Origin of the sequence: Bifidobacterium miconis (assembly GCF_019331735.1) — a bacterium.
In the GTDB taxonomy this organism is placed as follows: domain Bacteria; phylum Actinomycetota; class Actinomycetes; order Actinomycetales; family Bifidobacteriaceae; genus Bifidobacterium; species Bifidobacterium miconis.
On sequence record NZ_JAHBBH010000018.1, the window covers coordinates 30,696 to 55,237 of the forward strand.

Annotated in this window: 11 protein-coding genes, 1 tRNA gene and 2 pseudogenes; 7 read left to right on the plus strand and 7 right to left on the minus strand. The window is 64.1% G+C overall.

Translation table 11 applies throughout. The features are described from left to right. Positions 1 to 67: 67 nt before the first annotated feature. Positions 68 to 1,063 (minus strand): 23S rRNA (guanosine(2251)-2'-O)-methyltransferase RlmB, encoded by a 996-nt coding sequence (gene rlmB, locus KIH79_RS07495; protein ID WP_219058832.1) that lies wholly within the window; start codon positions 1,061 to 1,063, stop codon positions 68 to 70. A gap of 78 nt (positions 1,064 to 1,141) precedes the next feature. Between rlmB (KIH79_RS07495) and KIH79_RS07500 the strand changes: the two genes are divergently transcribed. Further along, positions 1,142 to 1,354, plus strand: coding sequence for a hypothetical protein (locus KIH79_RS07500; RefSeq protein WP_420829369.1), 213 nt, complete (start codon positions 1,142 to 1,144; stop codon positions 1,352 to 1,354). Here KIH79_RS07500 and KIH79_RS07505 read toward each other — a convergent pair. Then, positions 1,288 to 1,605 (minus strand): annotated as a pseudogene (locus KIH79_RS07505) (MFS transporter); the annotation flags it as partial. The gene KIH79_RS07500 and the pseudogene KIH79_RS07505 overlap by 67 nt on opposite strands. 156 nt (positions 1,606 to 1,761) lie before the next feature. Between KIH79_RS07505 and rlmB (KIH79_RS07510) the strand changes: the two are divergent. Further along, positions 1,762 to 2,757, plus strand: coding sequence for a 23S rRNA (guanosine(2251)-2'-O)-methyltransferase RlmB (gene rlmB / locus KIH79_RS07510; protein ID WP_219058833.1), 996 nt, complete (start codon positions 1,762 to 1,764; stop codon positions 2,755 to 2,757). A 170-nt stretch (positions 2,758 to 2,927) separates the two neighbouring features. Here the strand turns inward: rlmB (KIH79_RS07510) and KIH79_RS07515 are convergent, their stop codons facing one another. The 5 genes from KIH79_RS07515 to KIH79_RS07535 all read right to left on the minus strand — a co-directional run bounded on the left by KIH79_RS07515 (position 2,928) and on the right by KIH79_RS07535 (position 17,812). After that, positions 2,928 to 7,268, minus strand: coding sequence for an InlB B-repeat-containing protein (locus tag KIH79_RS07515; RefSeq protein WP_219058834.1), 4,341 nt, complete (start codon positions 7,266 to 7,268; stop codon positions 2,928 to 2,930). Positions 7,269 to 7,402: 134 nt separating this feature from the next. Continuing rightward, positions 7,403 to 12,400 (minus strand): Cna B-type domain-containing protein, encoded by a 4,998-nt coding sequence (locus tag KIH79_RS07520; RefSeq protein WP_219058835.1) that lies wholly within the window; start codon positions 12,398 to 12,400, stop codon positions 7,403 to 7,405. A gap of 1,111 nt (positions 12,401 to 13,511) precedes the next feature. After that, complete coding sequence (locus KIH79_RS07525; protein ID WP_219058836.1) at positions 13,512 to 14,729, minus strand: Ig-like domain-containing protein; 1,218 nt, start codon at positions 14,727 to 14,729, stop codon at positions 13,512 to 13,514. 279 nt (positions 14,730 to 15,008) lie between these two features. Beyond that, positions 15,009 to 16,442, minus strand: coding sequence for a DUF4032 domain-containing protein (locus tag KIH79_RS07530; RefSeq protein ID WP_219058837.1), 1,434 nt, complete (start codon positions 16,440 to 16,442; stop codon positions 15,009 to 15,011). Positions 16,443 to 16,684: 242 nt separating this feature from the next. Further along, positions 16,685 to 17,812, minus strand: a complete 1,128-nt coding sequence (locus KIH79_RS07535; protein ID WP_219058838.1) for an ABC transporter ATP-binding protein — start codon at positions 17,810 to 17,812, stop codon at positions 16,685 to 16,687. 467 nt (positions 17,813 to 18,279) lie between these two features. Between KIH79_RS07535 and KIH79_RS13225 the strand changes: the two are divergent. From KIH79_RS13225 to KIH79_RS07555, 5 genes and pseudogenes are all read left to right on the plus strand, one after another. After that, positions 18,280 to 19,803 (plus strand): annotated as a pseudogene (locus KIH79_RS13225) (serine/threonine-protein kinase); the annotation flags it as partial. A 519-nt stretch (positions 19,804 to 20,322) separates the two neighbouring features. Then, complete coding sequence (locus KIH79_RS12880) at positions 20,323 to 20,712, plus strand: hypothetical protein (RefSeq protein ID WP_236023694.1); 390 nt, start codon at positions 20,323 to 20,325, stop codon at positions 20,710 to 20,712. Positions 20,713 to 20,918: 206 nt separating this feature from the next. After that, positions 20,919 to 21,905, plus strand: coding sequence for a DsbA family protein (locus tag KIH79_RS07545; protein WP_219058827.1), 987 nt, complete (start codon positions 20,919 to 20,921; stop codon positions 21,903 to 21,905). Between the two features lie 417 nt (positions 21,906 to 22,322). Then, positions 22,323 to 22,396, plus strand: a tRNA-Thr gene (locus tag KIH79_RS07550). 307 nt (positions 22,397 to 22,703) lie between these two features. Continuing rightward, positions 22,704 to 24,515, plus strand: a complete 1,812-nt coding sequence (locus KIH79_RS07555; protein ID WP_219058826.1) for an aggregation-promoting factor C-terminal-like domain-containing protein — start codon at positions 22,704 to 22,706, stop codon at positions 24,513 to 24,515. The last annotated feature ends 27 nt before the right edge of the window (positions 24,516 to 24,542 follow it).

Below are 24,542 nucleotides of genomic sequence, written 5' to 3' on the forward strand. Positions count from 1 at the left end.
TGACGTTGATGATGCGGGGTTACGGCCTTTCGTATTGCAGGAACTGCAGGGATGCGCCCGGCGTACGTCACGCCTGCGCGGCGGCTGCCTCGCGACGGGCGCGCGCGACCGCGTACAGGCTGATGCCTGCCGCGACCGACGCGTTGAGCGATTCGACCATGTTCGTGATCGGGATGCCGGCGATCGCGTCGCACGCTTCGCGCACGAGACGGCTCAGGCCGCTGCCTTCCGAACCGAGCACCACCACGAGCGGATCGGTCTCAAAGCCGGTCTCGCCGACCAGTTTGTCGCCGCCGCCGTCAAGGCCGACCACATAATAGCCGCGCTCCTTGAGACCGTCGATCGCCTTGTTGAGGTTCACCACGCGAGCCACCGGCATGTGCGCGGCCGCACCGGCCGACACCTTCCATGCGGCGGCCGTCACCGAAGCGGACCGGCGTTCCGGCAGGATCAAGCCAGTCGCGCCGAACGCGGCAGCCACACGGATCACCGCGCCCAGGTTCTGCGCGTCGGTCACGCCGTCCAGCGCGATGAACAGCGGACGCGCGTTAATGCGCGCGGAAGCCGAATTCGCGGCCTCCATCGCGCGGGCCTTCTTCTCCGCACGATCGGCGAGCTCGGCCAACGACGAATACTCGAACGGCTGCACCTTGAGCACCACGCCCTGATGATTCGACGAGCGGGCGATGCGGTCCATTTCCAGACGGTCCGCCTCCAGCAGGTGCAGGCCGTGCACGCCGGCGAGCTTCACGATCTCGCGCGTGCGGTCATCATGCTCGATGCGCGCGGCGATGTACAGCTGCGAGCTCGGCACGCCGACGCGCAGCGCCTCGAGCACCGCGTTGCGGCCGATGACCAGCTCATCCGAATCGGACGCGAACTTGGCCGCCCGGCGACGGTCCGCAATCCGCGGATCCGCCCTTTTGCGCCGACCGGCGACCTTCTTCGCGCGGGATGCCTTGTGATAGACGCGGTCCTCGGCCTTGGGAGTCGCTCCCTTGCCGCGAAGCGCGTTGCGATGCTTTCCACCCGACCCCTTGGTCGGTCCTTTCTTAATAGCCATAGGGGCCATTCTCCCAGCACCCCGCGCCAAACCGGGCGTGGCGGGGCAGCGGGCGCGGCTGCGAGTAAGGTATGCGACGTGAAGAAGCAAGCGAGAGAGATTTTCGGGCTGCCCCTGCTGTTTTGGGGACTGTGGCTGGCCCTGCTGATCCTGTGGATGGGCCGTTTCGTCATTTCGTTCATGTCGATGTACCTGGTCAAGGATCTGCACGTCGACGCGGGCGTCGCCGGCACGATCGTGTCGATGTACGCGGCGACGGCCGGCGTCGGGATCGACGAGATCGCGCCGTAGACAAGCAGCATCGCGCCCATGACGAACGGGTCGCCGATGAACGAGAGGATCACGAGCATGACGGCCGCGCCGATCTCGCCGCCGATGATCATCGACTGGCGGCCGAACCGGTCGGACAGCGAACCGCCGAACAGGCAGCCGAAGATGCCGCCGAAACCGTACATCGACACGATCGTGCCGGCGACGCCCGCGTCGACGTGCAGATCCTTGACCAGGTACATCGACATGAACGAAATGACGAAACGGCCCATCCACAGGATCAGCAGGGCCAGCCACAGTCCCCAAAACAGCAGGGGCAGCCCGAAAATCTCTCTCGCTTGCTTCTTCACGTCGCATACCTTACTCGCAGCCGCGCCCGCTGCCCCGCCACGCCCGGTTTGGCGCGGGGTGCTGGGAGAATGGCCCCTATGGCTATTAAGAAAGGACCGACCAAGGGGTCGGGTGGAAAGCATCGCAACGCGCTTCGCGGCAAGGGAGCGACTCCCAAGGCCGAGGACCGCGTCTATCACAAGGCATACCGCGCGAAGAAGGTCGCCGATCGGCGCAAAATGGCGGATCCGCGTCTTGCGGCCCGTCGCCGTGCGGCCAAGTTCGCGTCCGATTCGGATGATCTGGTCATCGGCCGCAACGCGGTGCTCGAGGCGCTGCGCGTCGGCGTGCCGAGCTCGCAGCTGTACATCGCCGCGCGCATCGAGCATGATGACCGCACGCGCGAGATCGTGAAGCTCGCCGGCGTGCACGGCCTGCACCTGCTGGAGGCGGACCGTCTGGAAATGGACCGCATCGCCCGCTCGTCGAATCATCAGGGCGTGGTGCTCAAGGTGCAGCCGTTCGAGTATTCGTCGTTGGCCGAGCTCGCCGATCGTGCGGAGAAGAAGGCCCGCGCGATGGAGGCCGCGAATTCGGCTTCCGCGCGCATTAACGCGCGTCCGCTGTTCATCGCGCTGGAAGGCGTGACCGACCCGCAGAGCCTGGGCGCGGGGATCCGTTCGGCCGCGGCGTTCGGCGCGAACGGCGTGATCCTGCCGGAACGCCGGTCCGCTTCGGTGACGGCCGCCGCATGGAAGGTGTCGGCCGGTGCGGCCGCGCACATGCCGGTGGCTCGCGTGGTGAACCTCAACAAGGCGATCGACGGTCTCAAGGGGCGCGGCTATTATGTGGTCGGCCTTGACGGCGGCGGCGACAAACTGGTCGGCGAGACCGGCTTTGAGACCGCCCCGCTCGTGGTGGTGCTCGGTTCGGAAGGCAGCGGCCTGAGCCGTCTCGTGCGCGAAGCGTGCGACGCGATCGCCGGCATCCCGATCACGAACATGGTCGAATCGCTCAACGCGTCGGTCGCGGCAGGCATCAGCCTGTACGCGGTCGCGCGCGCCCGTCGCGAGGCAGCCGCCGCGCAGGCGTGACGTACGCCGGGCGCATCCCTGCAGTTCCTGCAATACGAAAGGCCGTAACCCCGCATCATCAACGTCATGATGCTTGGGTTACGGCCTTTTTGCGTTACAACCCGAACAGTGGCGGAAAACGCTCGCTGAGACATGTCTCAGCGAGCGTTTTCCGCCACGCGGGAGGGGCGTCAGCTCTGCGAGCCGGAGCCAGAACCGGAGCTGGATTCGGCCTTGGCCCAGAGGGCGTAGAGCGTGCCGTCGCGGTCGATCGGGATGAGGCTCTTGCCGCTGGCGTCGAACCCGAAGGCGCTGCCGCCGGTGAAGGTGTTGCCGTCATACGATCCCGACGCGAAGGCGTCGTTCTTCACAGTGGTCCAGCCTTGGAAGATGTAGCCCGTACGGGTCGGGTTCTTCTTCGGCTTGGTCAGGTACTCGCCGTCCGGCACCACCTGCGTGGAAGCCATGCCGTCACCGAGCGAACCTCCGTTGGCGTTGAACGTGATCGTCCACTTCTGGCCTTCCTTCACCCACTTGGCATAGAGGGTGATGTCGGCCGTCACCGACGAAGGCTCCCCGTCCTTGCTGCCCTCGAACACGAACGAAGTGGTCAGCTCGGCATCCGCATACCAGCCTTCGAACGTGTATCCCTCGCGCGTCGGCGCAGGCGACGGTTCCGTGGCGCAGACGTTCTCGCCGTCGCCGGCGACATCCACCATCTGCGCGGGCACCGAACCGGTCTCGCCGGCCGCCGGAGCACCCTCGTAGTTGAGGTCGAACGTCACCTTCCACGCCTGCTTCCACTGCGCGTACAGCGTCAGGTCGCCGGTCACGCCCGTCGCAAAGTCGTACGTCGCACCGCTGCCGTCAGCCGCCGTGTTCCAGCCGGTCAGACGATACCCGTCACGGGTCAGCGAAGGCGCGGTCAGCTTCTCGCCGGACTTGACGTACATCGCCGTGGCCTCGTCGGCGCCGGTCGTGCCGTCGTTGCGGTGGAACATCACCAGGTAGTACGTCGCTTCCGGCTCGTTGCTCCACTTGGCGTACAGCGTCAGGTCGCCGGTCACCGCCGAACCGAACACGTACGGCGTCGTGCCGTCGGCGTCCGTCGTCCAGCCGACGAACGTCTTGCCGTCCATCGTCGGGTCGGTCGGCCGCGTGACCGTGCCGTCGTGGTCGACGGTCTGCGGATCGACCGCAGGCCCGCCCTCGCCGGTCACGAACGTAACCTTGTACTGCTTGATCTTCCACACCGCGTGCAGCGTGATGTCGCCGGTCACCGGCGTGCCCGGAGTATCACCGCCGTCGATCGTGAAGTTCGGTTCGGTCGCGCCGGCTTCGGTGCTCCAACCGAGCAGCTCGTAGCCGTCGCGGCGCGGCACCTGATTGTCGGCGATCGCGTGAACCGTGCCGCCGGTCTTCACGGACTGCGACGAGACGTTCCAGTCGATGCCCGTGTCGAAGCGCACCACGTTCGCCTTCTCGTACTGGGCCCACAGCTTGAGTCGCTCGGTCACCGGCGTCTTGCCGATCTCGAACGGCTCGGTGCCGGCCTCGTCGGTGGCCCAGCCGGTGAGGACGTAGCCTTCGCGCTGCGGAATCTGGTTGTCGGCGATCGGGCGGACCGTGCCGCCGTACACCACGGACTGCGGGCTGACGTTCCAGTCGAAGCCGGTTTCGAACGTCACGCCGAGCACCGACGGGCGATGCGTGTAGATCGTCGGATCGCCGCTGACCAGCCAGATTTCCGCCGTGCCGGTTTCCACCTGTCCGGCGGCGACGGTGATCGCCGATTCCGGGATCAGTCGGTCGTTGCCGTCCGGATCCTTGCCCATCCACGAGTCGCCGCCCTGACGCAGGACGAACTCGGGCGTGCGGTTGCCCTTGGTCGGCTGGTCGAGCGTGTAGCGCGCGATCATGCCGTAGTCGTCGTGATCGGTGAACGAAACCGGCGAGCCGGACTGTTCGCCCGACCACATCCACACGTCCCAGCCCTTCCAGGCGTCCGTGTCGAGGTCGTACTCCTGGTAATTGCCGTCGGCGCGCATGTAGTGCATGATCACGGTGAGCTTCTTCGGGTTCTTCACGTCGTTCGGCGTGGGCACGGAAGCCGGGTTACGCGATTCCTCGGACGCGTCGTACGACTTGCCGTCGGAACCGTCGGCCCATGCCTCGATGGAGCCGCGCACCTTGGCGACCACGCTGCCGTTCGTCTCGTCGATCACGGACGCCGCGTACGAATCGCTCGTACCGGCGACCGCGGCCGCGTCGACCGAGCCGTCGGCGGAGGCGACGATGCGGTAGTTCAGCGTCGTGAAGTCGCCGTCGATCGTTGCGGTCATGCGCTTGCCGTACGTATCGGCGTTCTTGTCGAACGCGTGATACGACTTGCCGCGCGCCTTGCCGAATACGTCGGTGCCCCAGACGACCACGCCGGTCGCCTGCCGCTGCACGTCGGTCGCGGCCTTGAAGTGTACGGTGAACGTGGTCTTGGACGCGGCCGCGCACACGAACGGCATGCCGATCGTCTCGTCGTGGTTCTCGACCGCAGTGATGGCCGTGCCGACCGCGTTCTCGTACGGCGTGCTGCAGCCGTCGGTCGAATAGCCGTCGCGGTAGGCCCACAGCGCGTTGGCGCCGCCGTTCGGATCATTGGTGACGCGGTACTTTAGCCGCTTCGCCGGGGCGTCCTTGATGGTGATCGGGTACCAGCCGTCCGCAGCCTTGCAGTCGGCGCCGTTGGCCTTGGCCATCTTCACCGGCGTGTCGTTGAGCAGCGTGTCGCCGATCGCGTACTGGATGTACACGTTGTCGCCCCAGCTGGAGGCCGGCTTGTAGTAGATCGTGGCCGTGCCGTCGCCGATGCGGTCGGTGTTGACCTGATCGTCGTAGCCGGTGGCCGCCGTCTGGTAGCCCTTCCACGCGTTCGGCTTGTCGGCCGCCGCGTAGATCGCCACGGCCGAGCGCTTGCCGATCGTGACCGTGAGCTTGCCGTTCTTGACGGTCACCTTGTTGCAGGTTTCACCGGACGAGTACACGTCGCAGTATTCGCCGTCGGGCAGGTTCGTCTCGTACGTCTTCTCGTGCTCCTGCAGCGTGTTGTTGATCGCGAGGAAGCCCTGATCGTTGCCGTCCTTGTCCTGACGGGCGAAACCGATGTTGCCGGTGCCGTTGTCCTGCCAGCGGCCGACGGTCGTGCCGGCGACCGCGTTGTGGAAGCCGATCATGCCGCGCACGGACGCCCAGCGCTGCTCGCACAGCCACTGGCCCTGTTCGCGCTTGCCGCTCGTCTTGCACGCGGCGTCGAAGTCGACGTCGGGCACGCGCGTGTCGGTGGTGCCGGTCGGGCCGGCGTCGGAGTTGGCGGACGTGAAGTAGTAGTCGGACATGATCTTCGGCTTGCCGTAGTCATAGGCGAGCATGAACGCGTTGGCGAGCTCGTAGCGGGAACCGGAGTCGACCGTGAGCGTTTCGGAGCCGCGCGCGGTGTCCCAGTTGGAGACGAACACGTTGGCCTTGTCGCTCGGCAGCAGGCCGTTGCTGATGTTCTTCAGGTTCGACACGTCGCCGTTGAAGTACTGGCGCAGCTGGTACGAGTACGAGAAGTCGGTGACGTCGCCGTTGACCGTGTAGTTTTTCGGCGCGAGCAGCGAGGATTCGCCCTGATGGTAGATGACCTCCTGCTGGAACGGGATGTCGGCCGCCTTCACGTCGATCTTCTGCGCGAGCTTCGCCTTGATGGCCTTCAGGTCGAGCGTGTTGATGTGCTTCGCGGAGTCGATGCGGAAGCCGCGCACGCCGAGGTTCCACAGTTTGGCGAGGTATTCGGCCTGGATGGTCTGCACGCGGCTGGAGCCGGTGTTGATGTCCCACATGGTCGACAGTCGGCAGTCCTGCACTTCGTCGGCGTTCGTATAGTCGGCGATGTTGGTGCGGCAGGAGTGGAAGTCGCCGGAGGCGAGGCCGTACTGGTGGTTGTTGCCGCTTTCCTCGTACTGGTAGATGCCGATGCCCGGGTAGCGTCCGTACGTGCCGTTGTAGGCGGTTCCGGCGACGCCGCGCTGGTCGTCGACCCACGAGACGTCGTGGCCGGACGTGTGGTTGAGCACGACGTCGGCGATGATCTGCACGCCTTGCGCGTTGCAGGTCTGGATCATGCTCTTCAGCTCGGATTCGGTGCCGAAGCGCGAGTTGAGCGAGTAGCTGATCGGCTGGTAGACGGTCCACCACTGGGTGCCCTGCACGGATTCCTCAGGTGGGGAGATCTGGATGTAGCCGACGCCCTCCGGCCCGTACGTGCTCTTGCACTCCTTGGCGATGGTGTTCCACGACTGCTGGAAGGCGACGACGGTGACGTCGGACTGCGCCTTGGTCGGGTCGATCGTCTTGTCCGCGGCGGCTTGCGTCGCGTTGGCCGTTGCGTTCGATGACGGTTCGTCGGCGAGCGTGACAGGTGCCGCGACCGCAGTCGAACCGACCGCCATCGCCGTACCCAGGAGGAATGCGAGCAGCTTGGACGCTCCCCCGGTCACGCTGCGCGTGACAGCCCCCTCACCCGAGGAGGCCGAGGCTCCGCCAGCTTCAGTCGATTGTGCAGACAGCAGGGCAGTCAGTTTCGTCGACAGCCTCTGCAGCCAAGACGCGGCATGGTTCCGAAGATTCCGGCTCATCGGATGTCTCCCTTCTTGTTGCGCTTGCCTGCGGTGGCGAGCGCCTTGCGCGTGAAGAACGCGCCGCTCATGGCGACGAGCAGCAGACCCGCCAGCATGATGCGGGCGGTGCCTTCGCCGCCGGTTTCCGGCATGACCGGTTCAACGGAGTTGGTGATGGTGTAGCCCTTGGTTTGGTCGCCGGTGATGATCGGCGACTGGTAGCCGTCGATTGCGGAGACCGGCACGAACTTGCCGTCGCTGTTCTTGGCGACTTCGCGCACTTCGTACGACTTGTTCGCGTGCAGTTCGGCGAACGTGTACGCCCAGTTGTTCTGAGCGGTCAGTTCGACCGGGTCGCCGACGGCGGTCAGGTTGGCGATGTCAGTGTTGGAGAACGCCGATCCGTCGGTTCCGGTTCCGGTGCCGGCGCGGCCGGCGGCTCCGCCCGCCGCGTCGGTGAACGCGGTGGCGGTGGTGCCGAGCTTCTTTTCGTACAGCTGCACCCAGATCGAACCCGGACGCTTCTGATAGGCGTTGTCGTTGTCGTCCCACACCTTGCGCACGTTGAGGTCGGTCTTGTTGGGCACGTTGCGGTTGGACAGCGTGAAGGAGTACGACTCCGGCTCGTCGGTGGTTGCTTGGGCGGTCGCCTCGCCGTTGCCGGCATCGGTTCCGTCGGTGCCGCCGTTCGGGGCGGAGGTGGACGGATACTGCGTGGTGTCGGTGAAGGTGGCGGTGTAGTTGTTCACGGCCTCTTCGGTGACGGAGTAGCGCAGCAGCTTACCGTTGCGGTACTTCGGCAGGTTCTTGAACGTGTACGTCCACGTGTCGGCGGTCGCCGTCTGGTCGGTGGTGTCGGTCTTGCCCGACGTATCGGCCTTGCTGTCCGTGTCCGTCGCGCTCGAACCGTCGGTCGCGTCGGCGGCGTCGGTCTTGTCGGTCGCATCAGCGGCGGCGGATTGATCCGCGTCACCGGCGGTGACGTCTCCGGCTTCAGTCGAACTGTTCTTCTGATCGGTCGTCGTCGCGGCATCCGTGCTGTCTGCAGTGTCCGTGCCGTCCGCGGCCGCCTCGTCGGCGGCCGTCGCGGGCTCGGACTCACCGGTCGCGTCGGCGGCGGTCTGATCGGTCGTTGCGGACTGATCGGCCGACTCGGACTGATCGGCCTGATCAGACTTGGCCTGATCGGACTCGGCCGGCGTGGACTCGGCGGAGTCCTTGTCCGCGGCGTCCTTGTTGGTTTCGGTCTTGTCGGCGGCGTCGGACTTGGTCTTGTTGTCGTCAGTCTTGACCTTGTTGGCTTCGGTCAGGACGGCGCAGCTCTTGCCGACGAGGTCACCAGCGCAGGAGTCGCCCTGCGGTTCGGGCCAGCCGTTGGACTGCGACCACAGGCTGGTGAGCAACCAAACGGTAACGCTCTGGGGACGCTGGCCGTTGAAGTTCTGCGCATCGTCCCACACCTTGTTCACGGTTACGGCCGTGGTTTCCGGCGTGTGCGTGTTCTTGAGGTAGAGCGTCTCGGCGGGATCTTCCACGGACTTGGACTTGCGAACTGTTTCCTCCGTGCGCTTCTTGGAGGTGAACTGCGTGGCGCAGCCTCCCTCTAATGTGCACGTGCCGTTGTCGTCGTACCCGTTGTATCCGGGCACCGGCGTCTCCTGCACGATGTACGTGTAATCGTTGCCGTACGAGTTCTTCTTCGGCAGGTTTTCGAGCGTCCACTTCCACTCATTTTCGTTGGGGTCGCTCGGAGCCTTGAGCACGGTGTTGATCAGCGTTTCGGAATACTTTTCCGTTCCGGCGGTGCCGTCGGTCTTGGGTCGCTTGCTGATGCCGGTGACCGTCACCTGGATCGACTGCGGGCGCTTGCCGTCCTGATTGTCGGCGTCGTCCCAGTCCTTGACAAGTTCGAGGCTGATCGCATCCGGCTGGTGGATGTTGTACAGCGTGAACTCGTAGCCGTTGGCGGTCGGCTTCTTGACGATCGAGGCGTGGTACTCGTCCTTCTTGATGCCAGAGGTTTCCTCGTTCACGGTGTACGTGATCGGGTCGCCGTTATCGTCCTTGGCGGGAAGTCCCACCCAATCGTGCGTCCAGTGGTTGTCGTCGGCGTTCAGCTCCACGCTGTATTCCTTGCCGGTCATCTTTTCGCCGTTCGCGTACAGCACGGCGGTCACCTTCACGTCCTTGCGGAATCCGTCGGAGTCGTTGTTGTCCTCCCAGCGCTTGGTCACGGACACGGCCGTGTACGACTTGACCGCATCCTCCACGCGCACCAGATTGCCGCTGGAAAGCACGTCGCCGACGGTCACCTTGCCGTTCTCCACGCGGAACGCGATCGGCTTGGCGATCACGTCGTAGCCTTCCGGCGCCTTGGTTTCGTGCAACTTGTACGTGCCGTTGGGCAGCTGGAACGTGCGCGGGCCGTCCTCGGAGGACGTCCACGTGAGCGTCTTGCCGTCCTTGGACACCGTCACGCCGTCCAAGCTCTGGAATGCGTCGGCGCTGAACGGGTCGTCGTCGCCTTCGAACGTGGTGCCGGTCAGTTCGAACGTCGCGCCCGCGAGTTCGGCCACGCCGGCCACGGCCGTCTTGGAGACGGTCACGTTGGTGGTGTTGAGCTCGTCGGTCATCACGACCGTGTTGTCCTTGGCGGTGTCCTTGCCGACCGTCACCGTGCCGTCGAGGTTCACGGTGAACGTGATGTCGCGCGCCGGCTGGTAGCCGGACGGCGCTTCGGACTCGTGCAACGTGTACGTGCCGGGCACAAGAGTGATCTCGCGCGATTCGCCGGTGGACACCAACGGGATCGGATTGATCGTCTCGCCGGCCAGCGTGGTGCCGGTGACGGTGAGCTTCGCGCCGGCGATCTCACCGACACCGTTGGTCAGGCTCACCTTGGAGACCTTCACGTCGACCTGCTTGTAGATATCGGTCATAACGATCACGTTGCCGTTGACTACATTGCCGTCGGCGTCCTTGACGGCCAGCGTCTTGTCGTCGTTGCGCACGACGGTGAACTTGACCGGATCGGCCACGCGATAACCGGTCGGGGCCTTGGTTTCGCTCAGCGTGTACGAGCCGGGCTCAAGCTCGACTTCGTGCGACTTGCCGGCTTCGCTCGTCCACCGTTCGGTGACGGTCTTGCCGGCCTCGGTCTTGCCGTTGATCTCCATCGTCGCGCCCGCGATCTCCGCGCCGCCGATGTCGCGCTTGGAAACGCGGATCTTCGTGTCGGTCGGATAGTGCGTATTGGTGATGGTGATGCCGTTCTTGTCGGTCGCGCTGCCGCTGGTCGACGCCGTGTAGTCCTTCGACGGGTTGACTTCCTGCACGGTGTACGTGATCAAACCGCCGTTGGCGTACTTCGGCAGACCGATGAACGTGCCCTTCCATTGGCTGGTCTCGTTAAGGGTCAGTGTCTTGCCGGACACCGCGACGCCGTTGGCGTACAGCTGCACGGTGATTGCGGTCGGGCGCAGCTTGTCGACGTTGTTGGCGTCGTTCCACTTCTTGGCGACCGGCACGGAGATGGTTTCCGGCGTGTACGTGTTGGTGAACGTGGTGGTCGGCACCTTGTCAGATTCGGTTGCGGTGGTGTCTGCAGATGTGGTCTTATACCCGTTTTTATCCGCGTTGACCTCGATAACCTGATACTTGACTTCCTTGCCGCCTTCACGCACCGGCAGATCGGTCCATTCGACCACGGCCTGCACTTCCGGCGTGCTCTCGTTGATCACTTTCTCCTGACCAACGTTGGTCCACGCGCCACCGTCCACAGACTTATGCAGCTGGAACCGGGCCGGCTGACGCTTGCCGTCCTGATTGTGGCCGTCGTTCCACACCTTGCGGGCGCGGATCGACGTGACGTCCGAACGATCGGTGACGGTCAGATGCTCGCTGTCGTTCGACGAGACGGTCTTGCCGTTGACGATCACCTTGCCGGCGTTCGTCACGGTCACGGCGATCGGATTGGCCGGCTGGTAGCCGTCCGGAGCCTTGGTTTCGGTGAGCGTGTACGAGCCGGGAGCGAGTTCCGTGAACTCGATCGCAGTGTTGTTGGCGGTCGTCCGCTCCTGCTTGAACGAGCTGTCGCCGTCCTTGGTCAGCGTGAACGTGGCGCCGTTCAGCCAGTGGCCCTGCTCGTCCTTCTTGTCGAGCTTGAACGAACCCTTCTTGTCACTCGTGTTGCTCACCGACCACAGATAGGTTTGCAGCGTCGTGTTGCCCGCCGCGGCGACGGTCAGGGACGTACCGTCCACGGTCTTGCCTTGGTAGAACGACGTGGGATGACCTTGCGGGCTGTTGCCCGGGAACACGACGTACAGTTTGGCGGAGCTCTTGCCGTATCCTTCCGGAGCCTCGGCTTCAGTGACCCGATAGATCGTGTCCGCGCGCAGACCAACCGTCGACGTGTAGCCGCTGGTACCGGATTTCAGGGTGTCGATCACGGTTTCGGCGGTGCCGGTCGACGTCCAGGCCGACGAGTTGGCGTCCATGGCGACATTGAGCTTCTCGACCTTGAATTGCGCGCCGTTGAGCGGCTTGGTGGTGTCGCCGTCGGCGTACTTGTAGATCTGCAGCGAGTTCAGGTCGTAGCTGATGCCGCCCTGTGCTTCGAGAACTTTGCCGGTCTGGTCCGTACTGGACGAACCGCCGTTCTGATCGTAGCCGGCGAGCACGATCGTGTTGTTGCCGAGTGAGCCGAAGTCCTGCCCCGGCTTGAGGTTCACCATCGCCTTGTACGTGATCGTGATCGCGCGCGCGTCGGGCACGGTGAACGTGATCTTCTTCGTCGTCGGATCGTACGCGTACGTGGCGCCGGCGACGTCCGTCTTGGTGCGCGCATCGGAGATGACCACGCTGTCCATGCGCAGGTCGAGCGCCGCGCCGAGCGTGTCGGTGAGCGTGAGCGCGTTGCCCTTGTTGAGCGTGTTGGCGCCCGCGTTCACGGTCACCGTGTAGTTGATGAAGGGTGCGGTGCTCTTGTCGTACGTGCCCTTCTTGGTCACCAGTTTGCCAGGCTTGGTCCAGATGTCCGCAGAGTCGGGAAGCTGGGCTTAGCCGTCGATGTGGATGACGGCCTCGTTCTTGTACTGCTTGTTGTTGGGGTCCTTCAGCGCCTCGTCGAAGTTCGCGAACGTGGTGTCGTATTCGATGTACAGCGAGCCGCTTTGCGCCTTGGCGAACGCCTTGCTGCCCTTGGCGATGACGAAGGTAAGCGTGTGGTCGCCGTTGTCGGTGACGGTCACGCCGTCATAGGTGCTGCCCTTGGAGTCCTTGACCACCATCGAGCCGGCAACGTACCGCTGGTTGTCGGACATCGTATCGGTGATGGTCACCGACTGCGCGTCCTTGGCGATGTCGTGCACGGTCAGGCGCCAGCGCATGAGGTTGCGGCTCAGCGGCGTGCCGTTGCCGTCGTCGGCCCACGACGGACCGTTGGACTTGTCCATGTTGTCGACCACCGGCTTGTGGCTGTCCGTGGCCTCTTTGTTCACGAAACGCGCCGTGTTGTAGAACGTGGCGCTGGCCGGCGCGGAGCCGAGCACGGTGGACGTGTACGAGATATACAGCTTGGTGCCCTTCGCGATGGCGTCGTTGAACGTGATCGTGAACGACTTGCGGTCGTCGGCGATCTTCTTGGTGACACTGCCCGTGTACGACGTCTTCAGGTCCTTGTCGGTGTAGATCGTGATGTTGCTGACGTCCGCGTCGAGCACCTGCCAGTCGGGCTTGGTGTAGTTCTTGTCGTTCGTGTGGTTCTTGCCGTCGTCGTCGAGCGAGTCCGTCAGCTGCTTGCCGGCGGGCAGGTCCTCCTTGGCGGTGAACGTGGTGAGCCACTTCAGCGTCTTGGTCGCGTTCTTGTCTCCCACATACTTCTTGCTCAGGTCCACGGCGTCCTTGCCGATCGTCACCGTGCCGCTGCCGGGCAGTTCGCCGCTGCCGTCGCCGGGCGTGACCGTCACGTCGTTCGTATACGTCAGCTTGTCGCCGCTGCCCGTCTCAGGCAGTTTCGTGACTTCGGTGGAGTACGTGATCTCGTACTGACGGTACGGTTTGCCGTTGTCGCTCGGCAGCTCGGCCTTGCCGCTCGCCAGATCGGCCCAGTTGAGGGTGGTCTCATGCTTCTGCCAGTTCACGTCGGTGTACACGACCTTCACGGCACCGGTCGGCGCCTTGAGGTTGGCGCCAAGTGCGTCCTTGATCGTCGTCGCGTTGGGCACGCTGGACTCGGGATCGGCGTTCACGGTGATCGTCCAGGTGATCACGGTGGATTCCTTGCCGTTGGCGTCCTTGACGGTGCCGGCTTTGCCGTTTTTGTTCACGGACCAGCCGCCGTTTAGCCAGATGCTCTGTTCGGTGGTCTTCTTGTTCGTGACGTCGTCGCTGTAGTACTTGACCTTGTTCTTGACGAGGTAGACCTTGCCGTTCTTGACAGCGTCGATGACGTCCTGACGGTTGATCTTCACGCTGTAACGCGCGTAGAGCGCCTGTCCCGTCGGTCATCTGGTCGATGTTGGCGGTGAATCCCTTGAGGTCGGCGTTGTCCGCGTGCTCCCACTTGCCGGTGTATTCCTGCGTGCAGTTCGCGTCCGTGTACAGCTTGAGCGTGCCCGGCTGCAGCGTGAGCAGATTGCCCATGGTATCCTCAAGTTTGACGTTCTTGTTGGAACCGGTCGAGTGGACTTCGACCACGAAGTCGAACACGGTCGGATCGTCGGTGGAGATGGCGCCGTTCTTCTGCGCCCACAGGCCGTGCCGTTCGTTGACGTCGACTTCCAGATCGCCGATGCCGGGGAATTCGAAGTTGGCTTTGCCGCCGTTGTTGCCGCCGGTCGACGATTCGGCGATGGTGCCGTTGACGGTGACGTATGCCTTGATGTTGGTGCCTGCGCTGCCACCGCTGGTGTCGGCGCGCGTATAGGTGGCGACGATGCGGCTGCCGTTGACGGTGAAGGAGCCGCGTTCGACGCCGTCGTCGCCGTAGATGGCGTAGGTCTTGCCCTTTTCGAACGTGATGCCCTTGGGCAGGTCGTAGGTGAACTGGTCCCCCTCGTTGATGACGGTGCCGTTGGGCACGGACCAGTGCAGCTGCACCTTGACCGAGTCGCCGTAGTTCACCTTCATGCCGGTGGTGTACGGCTTGCCGTTGATGGTGATGATCGTGGCGGCCTTGTCCACCGGGGCCTGACTGCTGCCGATCTCGTAGGTGGTGGCGGCCTGCGCGGTGGGCACGGCGACCAGCACGCTGGCCAGCATCATGCCCAGCACCACGATCACTGCTGATAACGTTTGCAACAATGTGCAGACAGAACCCGTCTTCTCTTGCCGGTCCATGAACTTCCTTCCGCAGCGCATCTCCCGTCGTTCGACCCCGAACGACACTCTTATCGGCAAGAATAAACCCTTTTGACGCAAAACGCCAAATTGGGCATCAATCCGCAAGATGCCCCCCTTACCTCCGCAGACTTTCCCCTCTCGTCACATATTCCACATGAATACGTAATCAATCAGCACGATTCCAGCACGTTTCGTCATTGCCCCAACAACAACGGAAGCCCCTCCGAAGAGGGGCTTCCGCAATTTCGCTTACGCGCTGTAATCCTTTAACGGCTTTTAATGGCTCCACACCGCCGCATCCGGATCGTCGTCCGGGTTGTAGTCGTCGTCATCGTCGTCGTAGTGCGACGCGGAGTTCTCGTTGTACGTGTACTCGTCGTCGACCACGCCGGAATCGGCCTCCGCGTTGAGCGCGTCGAGATCCTTCTTGTCGAGCTTGTACTGCGGCAGCACGTTCTCGATGTAGCTCTTCACGGCCTCGGCCATCGGCACGTCGTGGCCGGCCTTCTCCGCCAGGAACCAGCGGTGGTCGAGCACTTCGTGGAAGAACTGCGCCGGCTCGATCTGCGAGCGGTACTCGCGCGGGATCATGCGCACGGTCGGCTCGTACACTTCACGCATCCAGTCCGTCGCGACGATCTCCAGCTCCTCGCCTTCGCGCCACGTCGACGCACGGTACGCATCCAGATCGTTGAGCAGTCGGCGAGCCTGATTCTCCTGCACGTCGAGGCCGGTCAGACGCAGCAGCTTGCGCGACGCGTAGCCCGCGTCGACCACGCGCGGCCGCACGAGCACGCGCTTGCCGTCGTCCGCGGTCTTCATCTCCAGCTCGTCCACGTCGAAGCCGAGCTCGTTGAGCTTGTTCACGCGCTTCTCGATCTTCCACATCTCGTCCGGACCGAACTTGTCGGTGTCCGTCAGCGCGCTCCACAGCGAGTGGTAGCGGTCGGCGAGACGGTTGCCGACCTCGATTTCGTCGACGTCGCTCGGCAGCAGGCGGCCGGAGGCGAGATCCATGAGTTCGCCGATGATGTTCGTGCGCGCGAGGTCGATGTCGTACTCGCGCTGGCCCTCGGTCAGGTTGACGTGCAGATCACCGGTTTCGGCGTCGACCAGGAACGCGGAGAACGCGTCGGCGTCGCGCAGGAACAGGACGTTCGACAGCGAGACGTCACCCCAGTAGAAGCCGGCCAGATGCAGGCGCACCATGAGGACGGCCAGCGCGTCGATGAGTCGCTCGGCGGTGTCCGGGCGCAGGTTGCGGGCGAACAGCGCACGGTACGGCAGCGAGAACTTGAGATGCTTGGTGACGAGGATCGCCTCGAGCGGCTCGCCAGCACGGTCGTGACGGCCGGTGACGACCGCGATCGGCTGGACGGTGGGCAGGTCGAGCTTCTGCAGTCGGCGCAGCAGCTCGTACTCACGCTCGGCGACCTGACGGGTGATTTCCTTCATCGCGTAGACCTCGTCGCCCACGTGCACGAAGCGCACGACGTGGCGGGAGATGCCTCGCGGTAGGTTGGCGAGGAGCTCCTGCGGCCAAGTGGCGAGCGGCTTCTCCCACGGGAGGGTGAACATCTGCGGGTTCGAGCTGGCGGCGGTGATCTTCAGGGCCTGCGGCTCGGGAGTTTCAGCGGACACGTCCTCGGCTTTGACGGACGTGGCCTTGAGCGCACGCGGATCCAGTTGGGTCAAATCGTTAACTTCCATAGCCTTCTATCGTACTTGGGCACATGGAACGGCTTGCGGATGTGTGGACCGGAGCGTCGGCTGCGGCAGGCTGGCGCGTGTCACCTATCGCACCACCACGCAGCCATAGCAAACAAAGAAAGGCCCCGCTACCACGCGGGGCCTTTCCAACGAGGCCTAAGAGAGGAAGAGAAGTGCCTCGTTTAATGGTTGACATGGTTTTCTCCCATGCCAAGTATCTATCGGGCCAAGAGGCCGATCGACTAGTTCAGACGCAGCTCGGTCGACGGAGCGAACAGGTGCATCTTGGACGGATCGATCTTGATCTTGACGGTGTCGCCGACCTTCGGAAGCGCACGCGGGTTCACACGAATCGTGGTGAGCTTGTTCTGGTCGGACATGACCTGAGAGGCCTCGGCGGCGGAGCCATCGGTGATGATGTTGCCGTAGATGTAGCCGTCGGAACCCAGATCCTCGACGTTGACGACCTTCAGCGAGAACGCGTTCGGGTCATCCGGGGTGGCCAGGGAGGCGTCCTCCGGACGGAAGCCGACGACGATCTTGTTGCCGTCCTCGACGGTCAGCTTGGCGACCGCTTCCTTCGGCAGATCGACGGTGTCCTCACCGATCTTCGCCTTGCCGTTGACCACCGGGTGGGTGTTCAGGTTCATCGACGGGGAGCCGATGAAGCCGGCGACGAAGACGTTGGCCGGACGATCGTACAGCTCGGTCGGGGCGCCGACCTGCTGCAGGATGCCGAGCTTGATGACGGCGATGCGATCGCCCATCGTCAGAGCCTCGGTCTGATCGTGGGTCACGTACAGGGTGGTGACACCCAGCTGGCGCTGCAGAGCGGCGATCTGGGTACGGGTCTGGACACGGAGCTTGGCGTCGAGGTTGGACAGCGGCTCATCCATGAGGAAGACCTTCGGCTCACGGACGATTGCACGGCCCATGGCGACACGCTGACGCTGACCACCGGACAGAGCCTTCGGCTTGCGGTCGAGGTACTCGGTCAGGTCGAGGATCTCGGCGGCCTTCTCGACGCGCTTGCGGATCTCGTCCTTCGGGGTGCCGGCGATCTTCAGGGCGAAGCCCATGTTGTCGGCGACGGTCATGTGCGGGTACAGAGCGTAGTTCTGGAACACCATGGCGATGTCGCGGTCCTTCGGCTGCATCGTGGTGACGTCCTTGCCACCGATGAGGATGCGGCCCTTGTTGACCTCTTCCAGACCAGCGAGCATGCGCAGGGTCGTCGACTTACCGCAGCCAGACGGGCCAACCAGCACCAGGAACTCGCCGTCCTTGATATCCAGATTCAGATCATCCACCGACGGCTTGTCGTTGCCCGGGTAGATACGAGTGACATGGTCAAAAACGACTTCTGCCATAATGTTTCATCCTTTCAGAGACAGGTACGTGTCTCACGATCCGTTGTAAAGGGATTTTGGTTGTTGCTGTGCTTCAGTCCACGACTTCCCACATTGGCTAAGTCTCAAACCTCGGCGTTCAGTTATCTTCGGTTCGTTGAAGAGCTCTTCGCTGAGCCACGTTCCACTATACACGCCGCCGCGCCCGCGTCAACGGCGTGTTTCGACGTATTTGCCGCCGATTTGCAAATCATATCGATATAATTGTTTGCGATCACACACACGCGACCCCTGGGATGCTCCCCTGCCACACGGTCAATGGACACGCGCCCATAAAATCGAGAAGGATCGGAAAGCGCCCCCGTTCGCCCATCACTTCTCAAAATTGTTGAGCAGTTTTCCTCCTAACTTCTCGACAATTTTGAGAAGTGCGGCAATACGATCGGCGTCACGGCACACCCTGCCAGTCGAACGGATGTTTGGCTAGGATGGGAGCCATGAGTGACTTGAACGCGTTGAATTTGCAGACGGGCGACATCGTCGGCGGCTATACGCTGGTGTCCCGTCTGGGGGCGGGGGCGATGGGCTCCGTCTGGCGCGCCCGCGACGACGGCGGCCAGGAGTACGCGATGAAGATTCTGCGCGATTCGCTGGCGGACGACGAGAACGCCGACATGGACGATGACGACGTTCGCGAACGCGTGACTGCCCGCGAACGGTTGCGCCGCGAGGCGATGGCGTTGAAGAAGGTCGATCACCCGGGCGTGTGCGGGATCGTCGACATGGAGCTGGACGATTCGCTCGCGTTCATCGTGACCGAGCTGATCGAGGGCCGCAACCTGCGCGACGACGTGAAGGCGAACGGCCGGTATGTCGGCGACGATCTGGAACGGTTGGCGCGCAAGCTGATCGACGCGGTGAAGGCCGTGCATGCGGCCGGGATCGTGCACCGCGACATCAAGCCGACGAACGTGATGGTGTCGGCGTCCGGCCCGGTGTTGGTGGATTTCGGCATTGCGATGACGGGCGGCGAGAGCCATGTGACGCGCACCGGTCTGGTGATGGGCACGCCGGGCTTCATCGCGCCGGAGATCATCGACGGCTAGGAGTCGGACGATGGGACGGCCTGGTGGCACGTCGCGTCGGTGCTCGCGTTCGCCGCGACCGGCTCGCCGGTGTTCGGCACGAAGCCGATGATGGCGGTGCTGGAGCGCGCGGCCCGTGGCAATGCGAATCTGGTGGGACTGCCGGCGGGCAAGATGGCAGCGTTCCGTTCGGCATTGAACCCCGATCGCAGCAAACGTTGTACACCGGACGAATTGCTGCATGCGATTGCAGTCGATGCGTTGAATCCGACCGTGTGGCAGGAGGCGGCGCTGGACAGCGGTGAGACGGAGGTGGTGCGCCCTTTTGACGCGACGGGCGCGGGCAATCCGCGCCTGTTGTGGCGCGACGAACCGACCATCATCGCCGCCGAACGCAATCGTGCGATCACGCGGCCGAACGCGCCGATCAGCATGCAGACCCAGCCGAACGCTCCCGGCACCGGACTAGCCGCGGCGAGCAACGAAAGCACGGCGATCCTGCCTCCGATCGAACCGTCGGCGACCATGCCGCTGCAGTCGGCGCAACCACCGCAGCCGCCGCAACGGTCCGACGTCGAACACGCAGCATCGGAGCATCCCGTCGACCGGTTCCAGCCGACCGCAGCGGGTGGCCGACCGGCCCTGCGCAGGCTCGCAGGCACCTCCGAAACACCGGCGAGCCTGGGCACAGCCGCCGAACCGTCGCGCCCGCCGTCATCGTCGGCCATTCCGAACGTGGCGACCATCGTCATTCCGAACCGTCCCGCGCCGTCCGTGCCACGCACCACGGTCATGCCGGACGGTATGTCGCAACGAACGGACGCTGCCGACGACGATCCCGCGCGCACGCAGACCATCGGCGACCTGCCGACCGAAACGCTCGCGACCGACGCCACGCAGGTCATATCGTCACCCGTCGCGAATCCCGATGCCAACGTGCGCACGACGCGCACGGGAGGAGAGCCGGAGGCCACGCAGGCCATGCGACCGATGCCGACGACCGAACCGGCCAGCCGCATGGCTGACGACACGGACGGCACCATCAGCGCCGAACTTCAGCCGACCGATCAGCAACCGCCGTCCCTGCCGCCGCAGGACGAACAGTCGCAATGGCAGCAACCGACGTTCGAGGCCCCTTCCCCCGAATCGGTGGCGATTCGCCGCGGACAGTACCGTTCGCGCGGGCTGCTGCCGCTGTGGGCGCTGACGATTCCGGTCGCCGTGCTGGCCGCGTCCCTGCCGCTGGTCGCCGCGATGCTTGCGGCCGTGCTGCTCTGGATGATGTTCGCAGCCGGCTCCTCGACCGAAGCGGAACTGGTGGTCGCTTCCAGCCGCGGCGGCGGGCGCCGGCCAAGCGCCGTGAGGAGGCGCGCGCGTCTCCTGCCGAGGCATCTCGTGATGGCGTTACCGTTCGCCGCGTAGCGCACGGCGCTGTTCGCGGTGACGATGAGCGTTGTGACGCTGCTGGCGTCGTTGGAGTTGGGGCTGCAGATGACGTCGTTGGAACTGTTCGGCGTCGACTGGCTGTCGATCCCGATTCTGGACGCGTCGCCGCTGTCGGCCAGCGGCATGACACTGGCCGCGGGCGCGGCGATCGGCTGGATGCTGTCCGTGTTCTCCGCGAACGCGGCGACGGTGCGGCTCGGCGCGGGTACGCTGCGCGGGCTGAAGGAAGACGACTCGACGACTGACGTCACGGACGGGGACAACGGCCCCCAGATCACGCGCGCCCGTGTGCTGCGCGTGATCTGGGCGGCGCTGACGGCCGCGGCCGCGATCGCGCTCGGCGTGAACCCGATCATCAACTGGTGGCCGCTGATCAGCGGCATCTGGTGATAGCGGCACACCGGGCATGACTACCCCTCAGTCAGCCTTCGGCTGCCAGCTCCCCTGACAAGGGGAGCTTAAATACGGTATACGGCATCTGGTGAACGCGCGGCAAACGCGCCGTCCGGACATGGTGAGGACATGAACGCTCTGGGCGGAGCCGTGCGGCAATCGGCTATCATGAGCGAGATTGTTGGGTTGAAAGGACTTTCATCATGGCTCAGGATCCGAAGAAAACCGTCAAACGCAAATCGCGGGCCGACCGTCGCGCCGCCGAGGAGGCCCTCGCGCGCGCGGCTGAAGCGAAGGCGGCCAAGGAACGCAAGCAGCAGACCATCATCGGCGTGATCGCCGTGGCGATCGTGGCCGTGCTGATCATCGTCGCGGGCATCGCCGTGTTCAATTCGACGCGCAAGTCCGCCGAGGAGCAGGCCAAGGCCAACATGTCCGTCACGGAGGCGTACAACGCGGTGCAGGCGGTGTCCGTCAAGCCGGAGCGAGCCGACAAGAAGGGCGGCATCCTCATCTCCAAGGACGGCTACGGCAAGTCGGTGGAGGGCGCGCCGACCGTGCAGGTGTACATGGACTTCATCTGCCCGGGCTGCGGTTCGCTCAACCGCCAGCTCGACCCGACGCTCATCAAGCTCATGAACGCCGGCCAGCTCAACCTGGATCTGCATTTCCTCTCGTTCATGGACAGCTACTCGACCGACGACTATTCGAGCCGCGTGGCGAACTCCGCGCTGTACATCGCCGACCATGACGACGATCCGAACCACCTGCTCGAATACATCAAGAACGTGTACGCCGACGGCTTCCAGCCGGACGAGGGCAGCTCGTACAAGTCGGTGAGCGACGACAAGCTCAAGGAGCAGGCCGTGGCCGCGGGCGTGCCGCAGGACGTGGCGGACAAGGCGTACGGCCGCGACTATCAGGATTGGCTGGACGCGATGAACACGTACACGCCGAAGCGCAAGGAACTGCTGAACACGAGCGGTTCGTACGCCGGCTCGTTCACCACGCCGACCGTGATGATCAACGGCACGCGCTGGAACCTGTCGGACGTGTCGACGGCCGGCGTGACCGTGACGGACGGCTTCCTGCAGTCGATCGGCCTGGATTCGAGCAAGGTCGGCGACGCGAGCACGCTGCCGTCGATCGGCGCCGACAACAAGCCGATTTCGCTGACGACCGGCGAGTGATCGGCCGCCGCGCTATCGCCGTTGCACGACTGTCGCGATGATGCCTCGGGCCCGCCGTTTCCGGTTTCGGACGGCGGGCCCGCGCATATGCTCACTCATGCGGCCGATCCGCGTGACATTGGGGATAGCAACCCGCCGATACCAGCCGCAAAGTCACGCACAAGTGCCTCGTAGCGTGACATGGACGACAGTAAGCGTCCTCTACTGGAGCGAATGTCACGCCAGCGGGCCGTTTTGCGTGACATTCCTTCCAGTAACCATCCGCCACCGACCTCAATGTCACGCGAAACGCTCCGGATGGTTCCTGCGGATCGCCGGCAGACGGTATGCGATAGGCATGACACCGGCCGAATTGAACATTCGGGACTTGCTGGTATGCTAGTCATTCGTCCAAGGTTGCCGGGTGGCAACGGGAACGCCTCTTTAGCTCAGATGGCCAGAGCGGCCGCCTTGTAAGCGGCAGGTCGTCGGTTCGATCCCGACAAGAGGCTCGTCGCGCGGCAAAACGTCGTATAGTAGATATGTACGCAATGCCGCGTTACAGCAAAACTTAACCCGAGTAAGCGAGTCCCAGAAGTCTTCCCCCAACTTGTGGCTTCTGGTGACGAGGGCAGGGCATTCCCCCAACCGGCTCTGCCCCTTATCAAGGGGGCGGGAATTTCCCCTTCTCTCCCGCCCCCTTTTTCTTTTCTCCAACGCTTTCAGATCGAACGGTTACAATGCGTGACGTAACGACGACTCTCAGATGAACCAGATGAATCAGATGACCCGAAGCTGCGACACGGAAAGATGGTAACGATGGCAAGACGGTGGACCCCGCAACGGTTTGTGAAGTTGCGTCGCATTCGCGTCGCGGCCAGTGCGCTCATCGTTCTGGCGGTGTCTCTGGGCATGTTCCAGCTCACGGCGCGCAAAACCGTGGCGATTACGGTCAACGGCGAAACCACGACGGTGACCACGTATGCAATGAGCGCGTCCCGACTGCTCGAATCGCAGGGCATCGACGTCAAAACGCACGACATCGTCGAATCGAGCGCGGGCGGCGAAAAGCTCACAAACCACTCGGTCGTGACCGTGCAGAGCGCCTACCAGACCACCATCAGCATCGACGGCCAGGAGGTCCCGTTCTGGACCACGGCCACCAGCGCGGCGCAGCTGCTCGGCTTCTTCGAGGCGAACGAGCACGCCGCCGCGAAGGTCACCGTCAACATCGACAACATCTACAGCAAACTGACCGGCGGCCTCGTCATCAACGCGGATGGCCCGGTCACCGTCATCGCCGATGGCAAGAGCTCCGTCGCGCCGAACGGCAAGCTGCCGGCCGCGTCGATCCTCGATTCGAAGGGCATCACGCTCGGCAAGGAGGATCGCGTGAGCGTCGAGAAGGACGGCGGCAAGACGATCCTGCGCGTGCAGCGCGTCACGCACGGCGAGGAGACGCGCACGGTCGCGATCCCGCACGGCACGCAGACGATCGAGGACCCGTCGCTCGCGGCCGGCACGACCGTCGTGCGCCAGCAGGGCGAGGACGGCGAGAAACGGCAGACGTACAGCGTCACGTACGTGGACGGCAAGAAGGAGTCGGAACAGCTCAAGTCGGAAACGACGACGAAGATCGCGATCGACACGATCGTCGCGGTCGGCACGAAACAGCCGGAAACCAGCAAGAGCGACGACGCGAACGACACGTCCGGCAATGCGGACAGCAACGAGAACGGCGATGCCGAGAGCAAGAACGATGCGACGGGCGACGGATCGTCCGCAAACGGCTCGAACGGCACGACGGGCAGCAGCTCGTCGTCGAACGGGTCCGCGGACAAGAACACCGGTTCCGGCAGCGGCACGTCGTCCAACGGATCGTCGTCCAACGGATCGTCGAACGGCGGCACGTCGGGCAAGACCGACAGTTCGGCGTCGGGATCGAACGGATCGGGCAACTCCGGCAACGGAACGTCCGGCAATACGAACGGCGGCACCGGCAACAACGGCAGCAAGCCGAACAGCGGCTCGTCATCAGGCAACGGGTCGTCCGGCAATGCGGGCAACTCAGGCAACTCCGGCAATTCGAACAACGCGGGCAACGGCACGAGCGGCAACACCAACGCCAATAATTCGGGCAACTCAGGCAGCTCCGGCACCAACAACGGCGGTTCGGGCAACTCGAACACGAACTCCAATACCAATTCCGGCAGCAGCTCGAACGACTCCAACTCGTCGTCCAACACCAACAGCGGCAGCGGTTCGAGCGGATCCGGCAGCGACTCCGGCAGCAGCGACGCCTCCAACGCGCGCCTGTGGCGCCCCACCGCCGCGCAGGCGCAGGCATACGCGGCCGGCGCCGCGGCCCAACGCGGCTGGACCGGCGATGACTGGACCGCGCTGGTCAAACTGTGGAACCGCGAATCCGGCTGGTCCTGGTCGGCCGAAAACGCGTCGTCGGGCGCCTACGGCATTCCCCAGGCGCTGCCCGGCAGCAAAATGGCGGATTTCGGCGCCGACTGGAAGAACGACGCGGCGGTCCAGATCGACTGGGGGCTGTCCTACATCGCGCAGCGCTACGGCACTCCGTCCAAGGCATGGGAGCATTCGGAAAAGGAAGGCTGGTACTGATCGCGTCGTCGCCCCCGCATGAGAGAC